This is a genomic window from Virgibacillus dokdonensis, assembly GCF_900166595.1.
GTDB classification, from domain to species: Bacteria; Bacillota; Bacilli; order Bacillales; family Amphibacillaceae; genus Virgibacillus; species Virgibacillus dokdonensis.
On record NZ_LT745763.1, the window covers coordinates 1,113,061 to 1,127,468 of the forward strand.

Here is a 14,408-nt window from a genome sequence, read left to right on the forward strand (position 1 = left end):
GTTAAACATGTCAAACTCTATATTTGTGAAAAATGCAGCGCAGGTAATTACGATGCAAGGTCATACAGATAAACCAGCTAAAAAAGAAGCGATGCAGCAATTAAGCATTGTTGAGAATGGGAGTGTGTTAGCTCAAGACGGAGAAATTATAGCAGTAGGTACGGAAGCAGAAATAAAAAACAATTATCCAGACGTAGTTAGAAATGCGAAAGAAATTCATGCAACAGGAAAAATTGTCACACCTGGACTTATTGATCCACATACACATCTTGTGCATGCTGGAACGAGAGAAAATGAGTATGCGATGCGTTTAAAAGGAAAGACGTATATGGATATTATGCATGCAGGTGGCGGAATTCATGCAACGACAGAAGCGACGCAAAAAGCAGGTTTTGAACAACTTTATCAAACGTCAAAAAAAAGGTTAGATACGTTTCTATTACATGGTGTGACAACAGTTGAAGCGAAAAGTGGCTATGGTCTTACAACAGAGCACGAATTAAAGCAATTGGAAGTAGCGCAGCAGTTAAATAAGGACCATGTCATTGATATTGTATCTACATTTATGGGGGCGCATGCAATTCCAATTGCGGAAAAAGACCAGCCAGAAAAATTTGTCGATAAAGTGATTGATGAAATGCTCCCAGAAGTAGCCAAGCGAAATTTAGCAGTTTTTAACGATGTATTTTGTGAGCGAGGTGTATTCACGCCTGAACAATCCAAACGAATTTTAGAAGCAGGAAAGCAATATGGTCTCATCCCCAAAATTCATGCTGATGAAATAGAGCCATATGGTGGAGCGGAGTTAGCAGCGGAAGTAGGTGCTATTTCTGCTGATCATTTGTTAAAAGCTTCTGAAATAGGAATGACTAAAATGGCAGAAAACGATGTCGTTGGCGTCCTTCTTCCTGGCACTGCTTTTTTCCTAATGGCGGCATTTGCAGACGCTCGGAAGATGATTGATAATGGAGTTGCTGTTGCATTATCAACGGATGCTAATCCAGGGTCTTCTCCAACATTATCATTGCAATTCATTATGAATTTAGGTTGTTTAAAGATGGGGATGACACCAGAAGAAGTGCTTATGGCAACAACAATAAATGCTGCTCACGCTATTAACTGTGCAAAAGAGGTTGGTAGTTTAGAAGTTGGTAAAAAAGCAGATATAACGATTTTTGATGTACCTAACTACTTAACATTATCCTATCAGTATGGGATGAATCATGTAGATACAGTGATTAAAAATGGGGAAATTGTTGTGGAAGAGAGACATTTAGCGTATTACTAAGTAAATGGAAATGATGAGAATGTACGATTTTGTTAATAGTATAAAAAATTATATTACGTTTCGTTTTCACAATCTTGACGAAATTATTGGAGAACGCATATACTGAAGATAGCTATTAGTTATTAGAAAAGATGTCAGCTTAGGGGTATGTATTGATCATGAATAACCATTTGCGTATTGGCAAGATTGCGACTTTACATGTCATGCTGGATGAGGAAGAACGTACTTACTTCTCATCTGCTTTTGAAACCGTGCAGATTTGTGAGGGGAAAGTAGGGTCAATGGAATTACAGAAGGTTATTTCCTCTGTAGAAACCGCTGTTAAACGGAGTGGAATGATTGAAGAAAAGCTGTACCGTGAAACGCATGCATTATATCATGCTATATTGGAAGCGCTTGAAGGTGTGACGCGAGGGCAGTGGGCGCTTGGAGAGATGATGCGAACGGTTGGTTTGCGCTTTGCTGTCGTACGCGGAAAGCCGTACGAGCTTGAACAAGAAGGCGAGTGGATAGCGGTAGCCTTTTATGGGACAATTGGAGCGCCCATAAGAGGGCTGGAACACGAAGCAATTGGCTTAGGAATTAATCATATATAATCATTACCTATAGTCGTTAGCTAAGTAGGAGGTGATGATGGCTAGCTTTATCTGCCATTATTACCTCTTTTTTGTTGTACTATAAGAAATCTTAAGAGCTAGAGGGTTATAAACTTCGGCTTTCTTCATAAAAAAGGGAAAAAAGCCAAGTTTCTCTTATGCTATCAACAAGTTTTGGGATGAGGGAAAACCCCACTACTTGAAGATACACTTTAACAAAGACATTTCAAAAGGGGGAGTACGTATGGTGGAATTAACAGGTCATTCATTAACGGTCGATGAAGTGAGGCGTGTTTGCGTTAATATGGAAGATATATCTATATGCAAAGAAAGCATGGAAAAAGTTAAAGCAAGTCGTAATAGCGTCGATCAAATAGTAGCAAATCAGGAAACAGTTTACGGTATAAATACAGGATTTGGGAAACTTAGTGATGTTATCATTAATAATGATAACGTAAGCGATTTACAATTGAACCTAATTCGTTCGCACGCTTGTGGAGTCGGCGAGCCTTTTTCTGAAACAATTTCTCGGGCTATGCTATTACTACGACTAAATGCTCTAGTGAAAGGTTTTTCTGGTGTTAGGCCAACATTGGTACACTTACTAGCTGATCTGATTAACAAACAAGTTCATCCAGTTATTCCGCAACAAGGATCATTAGGGGCTTCTGGTGATTTAGCTCCACTTGCGCATGTAGCTTTAGTGTTGATAGGAGAAGGCAACGTTTTTGGTAAGAACGGCGAAATAAGATCTACAGAAACTGTTTTCTCAGAAAAAGAAATAGTCCCAATCACGTTACAGTCTAAGGAAGGGCTTGCGTTAATTAATGGAACGCAAGCAATGGTGGCAGTAGGTATCATGAATTATATTGAAACGGAAAAACTAGCGTTTGATAGTGAATGGATTGCAGCAATGACGATGGAAGGACTTGAAGGTATTATCGATGCATTTCATCCAGCCGTTCATGAAGTGCGGGGTTACCCTCAACAGATAGCTGTAGCAGAGCGAATGAGGGAGTGGTTTAAAGGAAGCAAGTTAATCACACGTCAAGGTGAAAAACGAGTACAGGATGCGTATTCATTACGGTGCATTCCACAAGTTCATGGAGCTTCATGGCAGGCATTGGATTATGTGAAAGAGAAGTTAGAGATAGAAATAAATGCAGCCACAGATAATCCGTTAATTTTAAATGATGGAAAGTTGATCGTTTCAGGCGGGAATTTTCACGGGCAGCCAATTGCTTTAGCAATGGATTTTTTGAAAATTGCAGTTGCTGAGTTAGCAAATATTTCTGAGCGTAGGGTGGAAAGGTTAGTTAACCCGCAGTTAAATGATTTGCCAGCTTTCCTTAGCCCGTCACCAGGACTCGAATCAGGAGCTATGATTATGCAATATGTTGCTGCCTCCTTAGTATCAGAAAACAAGACGCTGGCGCATCCAGCTAGTGTGGACTCTATTCCGTCTTCTGCTAATCAGGAAGATCATGTAAGTATGGGGACCATCGGAGCTAGACATGCAAAAATAATTATTGATAATACGCGAAAAGTTATTACTATAGAATGTATTTGTGCTCTTGAAGCTGTAGAATATAGGGGAGTTGATAAGATGGCTCCAAAGATAAGAGGAAAATGGGAGGAACATAGGGGAATTGTTCCAAGGATTACTAAAGATCGTGTATTTTCTGAAGATATAGAAAGGTTATCCGATACACTACGAAGCTATTAAATAATTATAAATGCTACATTTGTTGCTACGTAGATATGTTTTTAATACTGTAGGAAGCATAAAATTTTTAGCGTTTATAGTTTAAGAAAAACTATAGCATTCGCCATATGAATTGCCAATAAGCCAAGTTTTTTTAAGGTAGTACTGTAGAATAACTGGAGTCCGCATGTATTTCGCTGAAGTTTCTCTATGAAAACTAAAAAAATTTAAGGTTAATCGTATAAGAAATACTGGCTACCTCCATAAGCTTTAGCGATATACCAATTTTAAAAATGGAATGTTTCCTCAAGGCAAGAGGTTCCTATTTCATAAAAAGCCTTGACAATGAATGGAAAAATTATTAGAATTATCAGTAATTATACGTTGGGTTTAGTGATCGTAGTAATTTTGCTAGATGTGCAACTGAAAGCGATTACTCTAGGTGGAGGATCTAAATATAGACAAAGGGGTAGTTAAAAATGAAGACTAACGAAGCAATTCAAGAAATGAAAGCGTCTATGCGTTTGCCAATTGTTATGGCACCAATGTTTTTAGTTTCTAGTCCTAAAATGGTTACAGAAGCTTGTGCAGCAGGAATTGTAGGGACATTTCCTGCATTAAATGCAAGAACAAAAGAAATATTGGAGCATTGGATGGAACAAATTACTAACGAGTTAGAGGAGATGAAAAAAGATAATCCAAATAAAAAAATTGCTCCGTGGGGAATAAATTTTATAACGCATCGTTCTAATAAGCGTTATACGGAGGATTTACAATTAATAGAAAAATATAAACCACCAATTGTCATTACTTCTTTAGGTGATCCTAGTCCAGTTGTGAAAATTGCTCATGAATATGGTGGAATTGTTTTTTCAGATGTCATTGATATCAAATTTGCTAAAAAAGCAATAGCAAAAGGAGCAGATGGACTTGTTTTAGTAGCAAGTGGTGCAGGTGGTCACGCAGGGCAGCTAAATCCGATATCATTTCTGCATGAGGTTCGTTCTTTCTTTTTAGGTCCGGTTATCTTAGCTGGCGGAATGTCAAAAGGAGAGGATATTCTAGCTTCTGAAGTACTTGGAGCAGATTTTGTTTATATGGGGACGCGATTTATCCCGTCAAAAGAAAGTGAAGCTTCTCAAGATTATAAGCAAATGATTGTTGATTCTGCTATTGAAGATATTATTTATACGGATGCTTTTAGTGGGGTACATGCTAATTACCTTATCCCGAGTATTACAAAAGCAGGGTTAGACCCAACTAACTTAAAACCGAAGCAGGAAATCGATTTTAATAAGCTGCAAACGGAGGCAAAAGCATGGAAAGATATTTGGGGTGCTGGACAAGGAATTGGTCCTATTAAAGAGATTCAAACTATTTCAGAAATTGTGGATGAGCTAGAAACCTCCTATGAAAAAGGAATACGAAATATAAAACAACGAAATGCTGTATACATGAAATAATCTTTTCTACTAGATTTTACAATTTGTTAAGAAACTCGTGCACGTACCGACTAATGCTTTATCCATAGAGATGTCGTATCCGTAGTTTCTGTTCGTTTACGACATCTATTGTGAAGAAGATAAAAATTACATACAAAGGGGCAGGTTGTATGCATTATCCACTAACACCAATTGATTGGAAACGAAGAGCAATTAAATATTATCCCAACAAAGTGGCAGTTATTGATGAAGAAAAAACATTTACGTATGCGCAATTTGGAGAAAGAACAGATCGACTATCACAAGCGTTAATCAATGCGGGAATCCATGAAGGAGATCACATAGCTGTTATGTTACCGAATACACATTATATGCTGGAATGTTTTTATGGGATATGTCAAACGGGGGCGGTTATGGTTCCGTTAAATTATCGTATTTCACCTGAAGACATGGCGTATATTATTAATCATAGCGATGCTAAATTACTCATTGTTGATGCAGCATTCACTTCCTCTATTAAAGAGATTCAATCTGAATTGAATCTGAATGATATTGTTGTTGTCGAGGTACCTGGTTATGATAATCAAATAGAGGGAATAGATTATGAACATTTCATTCAATACGTTGAGCCCACTTCATTTTCACCACTTCACTTAGATGAAAATCAACTTTTAACCATTAATTATACAAGTGGTACAACATCTAAGCCTAAAGGAGTGATGCAAACACATCGTAGCAATTATATGAATGCCGCAGATTTTATGTTTCATTTAGGGGTAAAGCACGAAGACGTTTATCTCCACACACTTCCCATGTTTCATGTGAATGGCTGGGGCGGTGTCTGGGCGATTACGGCTGTCGGTGGTGTACATGTATGTTTACGAAAAGTTGATCCAAAGGTCATTTTAGATTTATTTGAAAAACACCAAATAACGCTGTTATGTGGCGCTCCAATTGTGATTAATATGCTTGTAAACGAGCCAAAAGTAAACGAGGTTTCAATTAATGTAAAATCACGAATGGCTACAGCAGGTTCTCCACCAGCAGCAGCGTTAATCCAACAAGCGCAAGATTTGCTTGGCTTGGATATCTTACATGTGTATGGTTTGACAGAAACATCCCCATTCATTTTATACAATGAGTGGAAATCTTCATTCAACCAATTATCTCTTGAAGAACAATCCGCTTTAAAAGCGAGGCAAGGTGTAGAAATGGTTTTTAATGGAGAAACAAAAGTAGTCGATCAAGATGGCGAAGAAGTTGCATGGAACGGGGAAGAACTTGGAGAAATTGTAACTAGAGGCAATGTTGTTATGGAAGGCTATTATAAAGATGAGGAGCGAACCAAAGAGGTGTTCAAGGACGGTTGGTTTCATACAGGTGATTTAGCTGTAACGCATCCTGATGGCTATATAGAAATACGTGACCGAGCTAAAGATGTTATTATCTCTGGTGGTGAGAATATTTCTTCTACGGAAATTGAAGGTGTTTTATATCGTCATCCTGCCGTATTAGAAACAGCTGTTATCGCTGTTCCACATGATAAATGGGGAGAGGTACCACTAGCAATTATTATTTTGAAGAAAAACGCTACCGTTACTGAAGAAGATATTATTACGTATTGTCGTGACAATATGGCACATTTTAAAGCACCAAAAAAAGTAGCATTTGTTAAAGAATTGCCTAAAACAGCTACAGGAAAATTACAGAAATTTCGTTTGCGTCAAATGTATTGGGATAGTGAACGGCTGGTAAATTAATACGATGAAGCGTCTTCGTTTACCAAGATAGAAAATGATTGCAGTAAGCACATCTATCCTAAAGGAATAACAATTACTTTTGCAATAAATATTTTGCAATCCGCAACGCTTTCTATAAATGATTGTTCATCTGTGGGGGCTTTTTTCATCCCCCACTTCACATGCTCCAATTCTTGGAGCAGTAGTCTTACAGCACTTTAATATTTTTTAGAAAAACGTTGCTTGTTGGCAAGTCTTATGGAAAAAAACGCTGTCGTTTTTCCTATACTATAAACCTTTAAACTTTCCTATAGTATAATAAAAAAGCTTTACAACAGCCTTCCGTTAACAATAAATTTCTTGTCGGGAGGCTACTTTTGTAGGCATAACTAATGACTAAAGTAGTTTATTCTAGAAAAAAATTGCAATAAAAAGTCATAAAAGATCGCTTCAGTTGGTAATAATTGTCGATGGGAAGGGGTAATCACACCAACTGTTCGAGTAATATCGTTTTCAGCTAACGGAATGGCAACCGTAGAGCGTGGTGTATTATCAATTAACGTGACTTCTGGCATAAGCGCAATGCCAAGTCCTGCTGATACCAACCCCTTTAAAGCATCTGTGTCGTCTCCTTCAAAGCCAATAATAGGAGCAAAACCTTTGGTGTAACATGCTTCCTCAACCAGATTACGTAATACAAACCCTTCTGGCAAAACAATAAAAGGATCATCCTTTAGCTCCCTGAGACGAATGGAACTTCTATCTGCAAGTGGGTGGTGAAGGGGTAGTAATGCTACAATTCTTTCAGTAAATAATGCTTTTCGTTGAAATTTGTTATTTTCTTTAGGCAACGGACCAAGCAAAGCTAAATTAAAATCTCCATCTGTAAGCCCATGCATTAATTCAGGATAAAGTGCTTGCTTCAGGTTGAATTTTGCTTCTGGATATTCTGTTCGAAAGGCATGAATAACGGTAGGTAACATATAAGCAGCGAGACTAATTGGATAGGCGACGCGAATCGTACCTTTTTTGGGGTCTACATATTCTTCTACTTCCCTACTGGCATGATCAATAACGTTCATTGCCTGCTTCATCCGTTCGAAAAAGATTTTTCCTATAGGGGTTAACTTTATTTTTCTGTTTTCTCTAATGAATAAATCAGCCCCTAACTCAGATTCTAAATTGGCAATTTGTCTACTTACAGAAGATTGGGCAACATGTAGCGCAGTCGCGGCTTCTGTAACATGTTCTCTGGAAGCTACTTCCATGAAATAACGAATTTGCCTGAGTTCCATTTTGCCTCATTCTCCTTATTAATGCGTAAAACGCATTGATTTTATCGTTTCTTTATATTGATTCGATACTTTGTTTAATTATAGAATATTCCTTATAAGGAAATCTACTATTTTTGCACGATAGAAGCCAAGTTTTTCTGAAACGTTAAGAAACCATCATGGCATTCAAAGAGTTAGCGTCTTTCATGAACAAGTGTTTGCAGACAAGTTTTTATACGAAACTAAAACATCTTTAAGATTGTTAGCAAAAATGATAATTTTCACCATTTAAACTTGGCGATAGGCCATATCTTTCTAAAACATTATGACGGATAAGGGAATGACTTGAATGAAAACAGTTGACAAAATGGAATTTACGTACATGCAAAAAGCGAAAGAATATGTAGAAACTGTATACGAAACGGTGAAAATGCGTAACCCTCATCAAGAAGAATTTCAGCAAGCAGTAAAAGAAGTCTTAGCTTCCTTAACCCCAGTTTTGGCAAAGCATCCAGAATATATGAAACAGTCTATTCTTGAACGTATTGTAGAACCAGAGAGAATGGTTTCGTTTCGTGTACCTTGGATCGATGATGAAGGCAATGTTCAGGTAAACCGTGGGTACCGTGTCCAATTTAATAGTGCTCTTGGTCCTTATAAAGGTGGAATTCGTTTTCATCCTACGGTAAACGATAGTATTATTAAGTTTTTAGGTTTTGAACAAATTTTTAAGAACGCTTTAACTGGTCAGCCAATTGGTGGAGCAAAAGGAGGGGCGGACTTTGATCCTAAAGGAAAGTCTGATACTGAGATTATGCGCTTTACACAAAGTTTTATGACAGAACTTAGTAATTATATTGGACCAGATCAAGACGTACCTGCTGGAGATATCGGTGTTGGCCAAAGAGAGATTGGCTATATGTTTGGTCAGTATAAAAAAATGCGCGGAGGCTATCAGGCTGGTGTGTTGACCGGAAAAGGAGTAGGATATGGCGGTAGTTTAGCCCGTAAAGAAGCAACTGGGTATGGGACAGTTTATTTCTTGGACGCTATGCTTAAGGATAATGGCTTAAGCATTTCAGGGAGTAAAGCGGTTGTCTCTGGCTCAGGAAATGTTTCCATTTATGCAATGGAAAAATTAACCCAATTAGGTGCAAAGGTAATTGCTTGCAGTGATTCAGATGGTTGTATTTATGATGAACAAGGTATAAATTTGGCAACAGTAAAACATCTAAAAGAAGAAGGAAATTGCCGAATTCGTGATTATCTCAACGCCCATCCTAAAGCAACCTTTTATGAAGGGTGTACAGAAATTTGGTCTATCCCTTGTGATATTGCTTTACCATGCGCGACACAAAATGAAATTAATGAGCAAGCTGCTAAACAACTCGTTTCCAATGGAGTGAAAGCAGTAGGCGAAGGTGCAAATATGCCATCCACTTTAGAGGCGGTAGAAGTTTTCATGAATAACCAAATTTTATTTGCTCCTGCTAAAGCAGCAAATGCTGGTGGTGTAGCTGTATCTGCGTTGGAGATGGCGCAAAATAGTGCACGAATTGCATGGAGTTTTGATGAAGTGGATGAAAAATTACACCATATTATGCATACGATCTACAAAGCTTCAACGGAAGCGGCAGAGGAATATGGTGAGCCAAGAAACCTAGTTATCGGTGCGAATATTGCTGGTTTCAAGAGAGTTTCTGCTGCTATGATTTCACAAGGCGTCATTTAAATGAAAGAGTAACAAAATGCAGTGTACTATTAATACATTATTCGAGTTAATTTCTCTCTTGTAGCAAAACGAACGAAGTAATTTGCTACTTAAATAGAACATACTATTTCAAGGACCTAATTATTGGGTCCTTGTTCCTTTATAAGATAAGGGTTGATAATTTTTCTTGTTGACTGTATAAATGCATATTAATCTTTCTTTGTAATAGCCCAATTAGTTTTTGCTACTTTGCGCAGACTTATTTACGTTCATTTAAATAATCGCTCATTTTCTTTATAAATAAAATTTATACAAAGTAAATGTTCGGAAAAAAATGAATTTAATATAAGAGCAAACGCGAACATTTATTGAAGCAGAAATGGAACGCACAATAAAAGCTTCTTGCGACATGTTTCATGCTGATTATGAAATTACGTTTACTCGAGGATATCCTACTCTCGTAAACCACCCACAAGAAACAGAATTTGTTGCCAACATAGCTAAACAAGTTCCTGGGATTAAAGAAGTAACCGAAACGCCACCAATAATGGGTGGAGAAGATTTTTCTTATTACTTACAACATGTAAACGGTGCATTCTTTTTTACAGGAGCTAGTAATTCTAGCTGGGCTATGGCATACCCGCACCATCATCCAAAATTTGATATAGATGAGCGCGCTTTATTGCATGCAGCCAAAATATTAGGAGCTGCTACGTTACAATATATGGATTAAGTAGGGAGAAAAGGATAAGCGAGGGAGCTCCCTTCATTTTTCACTTTTGTATAGTAGGAAACGCGGCTTATAGTATCGCTCCCACAATACTTCCCTATAGTGCAAAAAAGACCAAAGGAGTATAGACCTCTTTGGCCTTTACGGTTATTATTCAACGAGTAGAGCTGCTTGTAGGGTTTTTACATCTGACTTGCTTAAACCGATACCTTCATTAATATATTGGTCCACGGAACCAAATTTGCTCTCCACTTCATCAAAAAAGGCTTGTAAATATTCTCGCCTTGCCTCCAGCATTGCTTGCATAAAAGCTTGATTTACTTGGATAGATTCAGGTTGTAAATTTGCACGTAAGATATCAAGGAAGTTGTTTGTATATAAGTAATCTGCAAAGATGAGCTCTTGGGGGACATCTAGCGCATACAAAGTTAATGCTGCCATGACACCAGTTCTATCTTTTCCTGCCATACAATGAAATAATAGAGGCGATGTAGGATCACTAAGCAAGGTTGAAAAAAAAGCTTTATATACGTTTGTGTTTTTAGATACTTCTCGATAAAGCTTTTCTAATATTTTTCCTGGTTCTTGTGAATGATCGACGAATTTTTGTAAATCTTTAGGTTGTCGTACCATCTCCCTATCTATTTCTATTAAGGGCAAATGCTTTATGGCGACTCCTGAAAAGGAAGGCGTAGGGTAGTTTTTTACTTCGTCACTTCCTCGAAGGTCAAATATCGTCTTTAGGCCAGTTTGATTAATTTTTTCCATATCGTTCTTTGTGATATGTTGGAGATTACCTGAACGATATAGTATTCCATTTTTAACCTTTTTTCCTGAGAGGGTTTCATAACCACCTAAGTCACGAAAATTAAAACTTCCTTCTAAGTCAATCGTTCGTACTGGGATTTTTTTCACCATACGTACTCTCCCTGCCTCTCCGATAAATAATTTGTTTGTTAAAATTTTGATTTTGAACATGTGTCTATACTTGTATTGTCTGGGTGAATCATATAAAAGTCAAGGAGAGAGGAAGAATGAAAGTGCGTGGGGAAAAGATATTCCCCACGTAAGGTAGTTGTTGATTAGTTATCTGGAGGGCGATTGCGCTTGTATTTGTTTTCCTGTTTCATATCATTTAGTTCTTGCTTACTTTTGTTTTTTGTTTTTGTCTTATCTTTAGCCATCGTGTAACCTCCTTTCCCATTAATGTGCTTCAAATGAAATAAATCATGTAACTATTATCCGTTTGCGGTGTGGTAACGCTAATGCTATAATTCAGAAAAATGCATTATTTGAATTGGGTATATTTTTGCTCATTTCTTTAAAAGTAAAACCAGAAAAATATATCAATGTATTGTTGTTAAAATGACTGGGGGAGAGATAAGTTGAAAGAGGATTTTTTTGTTGAGCAGTGGATGGACACTAAAGCCCTATCTATTTCTCCATCTACGCCTCTTGAAGTAGCATTTACTACGTTATGTAATCACGCTATTACTACTATACCGGTTGTAGCTGAAGGATGTATGCAAGGTGTTGTGTCAAGTTATGATGTATGGAAGTATATAAAAATAAAGGGTCAAAAAGAGTTAGTAGCTTCCATTATGAATAAGCATTATGCCACCGCTTTTATAGGCTCGTCGATGCATGATATTTATCAAACGCCTGCTTACGTCATTGATGGTAATACAGAAGAATTGCTTGGACAAATAACGGCAAAGGAGTTACTTGCTTTTCAAAAGTATATGCATCATGAGTTAACCCAAATAGACAATCTTATGCATTGGTATGAATTAATTTTTGATACGGCATATGAAGGATTGACGGTTGTTGATGATCAAGGGGTTATTCAGTTGTTTAATCAAGCATACAGCCGGTATGTTGGAGTAGCTAAAGAAGAGGCTTTAGGGAAGAAGGCAGATGACATCATCGAAAATACGAGATTACCTGTTGTGTTAAAAACAGGTATTCCAGAACGTAGTCAGGCCCATCGGTTACAAGGGCAAAATTTAGTCGTTCATCGAATTCCAATATGGAAAGATAATAAAATTATTGGCGCAGCCGGCATCCTTGTATATGAGGGAGTGTCGGAAATTTATGAAGTAATACAAAAGATGGATCAATTGGATAAAAATACACGTGTGGAAAATGCAACAACGGTATTAGAAAGTTCAACACTAGAAGTGGTTAAATTTGAGAATATTTTAGGTGATAGTAAAGCGCTTACTGAAGCGAAAAAAATGGCTCGAAAAGCTGCTGATTCAAGTGCGGCTGTATTATTAACAGGAGAAAGTGGGGTAGGTAAAGAGCAGTTTGCAAAAGCAATTCACGATGCGAGTGCTGCTAAAAATGGGCGGTTTATTAGCGTGAATTGTGCGGCTATTCCAGATGGATTAATGGAGTCTGAATTGTTTGGTTATGCAAAAGGCGCATTTACTGGTGCACATCGAGATGGGAAACCAGGAAAGTTTGAATTGGCACATGACGGTACAATCTTTCTTGATGAAATTGGCGATATGCCTTTCAACATGCAAGCAAAAATTTTACGTGTGTTACAAGAAAAGAAAGTGGAACGAGTAGGAGATAGAAAAGCTGTAGGCGTGAACTTTCGTTTAATTACGGCAACGAATCAAAATTTGCAACAAATGGTCAAGGATGGGAAATTTCGCGAAGATTTATACTACCGGCTCTATGTTATTCCTATTGAGATACCGCCGTTACGAGAACGGTTGGAGGATTTACCTACTTTAATTGCCTATCAATTACAGCAGTTAGCGAAGAGTTATAAACAAGGAGAAAAAACCTTTGATCAACATGTATTGCAATGGATGAAACAGCACCATTGGCCTGGAAATGTGCGTGAGTTAATGAATATAATAGAAAGACTATATGTGTTAACAGATGGGAACCACATAACATTTAATCATTTGCCTGCTTCGGTAAGGGAGACTTTTTTTCAAACGTATTACCCATACAATCATCGAAAGGACGAACTTTTAGAAGAGGCTACAAAACAAGAAAAAGAAATGATTACGCAAACATTAAAACAAGTGCAAGGAAATAAAACAAAGGCTGCTGAAAAATTAGGTATGTCAAGGGCTACGCTCTACAATAAGTTGGCTCGTTATAAATTAAACAATTTTTAACAGATGACTGGTAAGGTAGTTCAAAGTCTATTTGTAAGGTGGATAAATAGGAGGTGCGAATGACTATATCTATTGTAAAACCGCAATTGGTACATGTAGATGATATAGCAAGAATTTGTGCAGAAGGTTGGAAACAAACAGTAGCTGGAATATTAAGCGAAAAATACCAAAAACAAAATATAGCCTATTGGTACAACCCGGGAAAAGTTGCTCAGGATGTACAAGCTGGTTTGTATTCTTATATAGCGTTAGTTAGCATGAAAGTGGTTGGCGTTATTGGTGGGGCAATGAAAGATGGCTCGACTGAAATCTATGTTCTTTACGTAGATAGTTTGTATCGCTATTTGGGAATTGGCAGTAAATTGCTCGCAGCATTAACGGAACAACAAGTAGCTGAGGGAGCGAAAGAGCAGTGGGTATCGGTTCAAGAAGGAAATCAATTAGGAATTCCTTTTTATGAAGCAAGAGGTTTTATCTATAAGCAGAAAAATATGACGGAAACGGAAACAAGTGAGAGACAGGTATCGCTTCGATATTACCGAAAAATTTAATCGGAGTTTACTATAAAGCAATGCTCCCCAGAAACGGGCTGAACTAATCGTTGCAATCCCTTTTTCGTTTAGAGTTGATACCCTTGAGGTCTTGCTGAACACTAATCAAACGATGGTATTTTTCATCATAAACAATAAGCCAAGTTATTTAAAGAATAAGTTTTTGAAGTGTAAAAAATCACTAGCATTGCATAAATATGGTTTGAAAATTCAGTAAGCATCTTTGCAG

General features: G+C 37.4%; 11 protein-coding genes. 9 read left to right on the forward strand and 2 right to left on the reverse strand.

The annotated features are described in order from the left end of the window. The first annotated feature begins 7 nt into the window (after positions 1-7). From hutI to B2C77_RS06790, 5 genes are all read left to right on the forward strand, one after another. On the forward strand, positions 8-1,288 hold the full coding sequence (hutI, locus tag B2C77_RS06770) for an imidazolonepropionase (protein ID WP_077702938.1): 1,281 nt from the start codon (positions 8-10) through the stop codon (positions 1,286-1,288). Between the two features lie 158 nt (positions 1,289-1,446). Beyond that, positions 1,447-1,884 (forward strand): histidine utilization transcription antiterminator HutP, encoded by a 438-nt coding sequence (gene hutP, locus B2C77_RS06775; RefSeq protein ID WP_077702939.1) that lies wholly within the window; start codon positions 1,447-1,449, stop codon positions 1,882-1,884. A gap of 244 nt (positions 1,885-2,128) precedes the next feature. Continuing rightward, a complete protein-coding gene (gene hutH / locus B2C77_RS06780) occupies positions 2,129-3,610 on the forward strand; it encodes a histidine ammonia-lyase (protein WP_077702940.1) in 1,482 nt (493 codons plus the stop codon). Between the two features lie 458 nt (positions 3,611-4,068). Beyond that, complete coding sequence (locus tag B2C77_RS06785; RefSeq protein WP_077702941.1) at positions 4,069-5,052, forward strand: NAD(P)H-dependent flavin oxidoreductase; 984 nt, start codon at positions 4,069-4,071, stop codon at positions 5,050-5,052. 149 nt (positions 5,053-5,201) lie between these two features. Then, positions 5,202-6,791, forward strand: coding sequence for a long-chain-fatty-acid--CoA ligase (locus B2C77_RS06790; RefSeq protein WP_077702942.1), 1,590 nt, complete (start codon positions 5,202-5,204; stop codon positions 6,789-6,791). A 368-nt stretch (positions 6,792-7,159) separates the two neighbouring features. Here B2C77_RS06790 and gltC read toward each other — a convergent pair whose 3' ends face one another. Next, positions 7,160-8,065: a glutamate biosynthesis transcriptional regulator GltC gene (gene gltC / locus B2C77_RS06795; RefSeq protein ID WP_077702943.1), complete on the reverse strand. Its 906-nt coding sequence runs from the start codon at positions 8,063-8,065 to the stop codon at positions 7,160-7,162. Between the two features lie 328 nt (positions 8,066-8,393). Here gltC and gdhA point away from each other — a divergent pair, with 328 nt between their 5' ends. After that, a complete protein-coding gene (gene gdhA / locus B2C77_RS06800; RefSeq protein WP_077702944.1) occupies positions 8,394-9,776 on the forward strand; it encodes an NADP-specific glutamate dehydrogenase in 1,383 nt (460 codons plus the stop codon). 358 nt (positions 9,777-10,134) lie between these two features. Continuing rightward, complete coding sequence (locus tag B2C77_RS06805) at positions 10,135-10,488, forward strand: M20/M25/M40 family metallo-hydrolase (RefSeq protein ID WP_077702945.1); 354 nt, start codon at positions 10,135-10,137, stop codon at positions 10,486-10,488. A gap of 147 nt (positions 10,489-10,635) precedes the next feature. Here B2C77_RS06805 and B2C77_RS06810 read toward each other — a convergent pair whose 3' ends face one another. Beyond that, positions 10,636-11,403 (reverse strand): tyrosine-protein phosphatase, encoded by a 768-nt coding sequence (locus B2C77_RS06810; RefSeq protein WP_164085489.1) that lies wholly within the window; start codon positions 11,401-11,403, stop codon positions 10,636-10,638. A 467-nt stretch (positions 11,404-11,870) separates the two neighbouring features. On the opposite strand from B2C77_RS06810, the gene B2C77_RS06815 reads away from it, so the two are divergent. Both B2C77_RS06815 and B2C77_RS06820 read left to right on the forward strand, forming a co-directional pair. After that, the gene (locus tag B2C77_RS06815; RefSeq protein ID WP_254843949.1) at positions 11,871-13,628 is read left to right on the forward strand and encodes a sigma 54-interacting transcriptional regulator; all 1,758 of its coding nucleotides are present in this window, start codon (positions 11,871-11,873) and stop codon (positions 13,626-13,628) included. A 59-nt stretch (positions 13,629-13,687) separates the two neighbouring features. Beyond that, positions 13,688-14,179 (forward strand): GNAT family N-acetyltransferase, encoded by a 492-nt coding sequence (locus tag B2C77_RS06820; protein ID WP_077702947.1) that lies wholly within the window; start codon positions 13,688-13,690, stop codon positions 14,177-14,179. Positions 14,180-14,408: the final 229 nt, after the last annotated feature.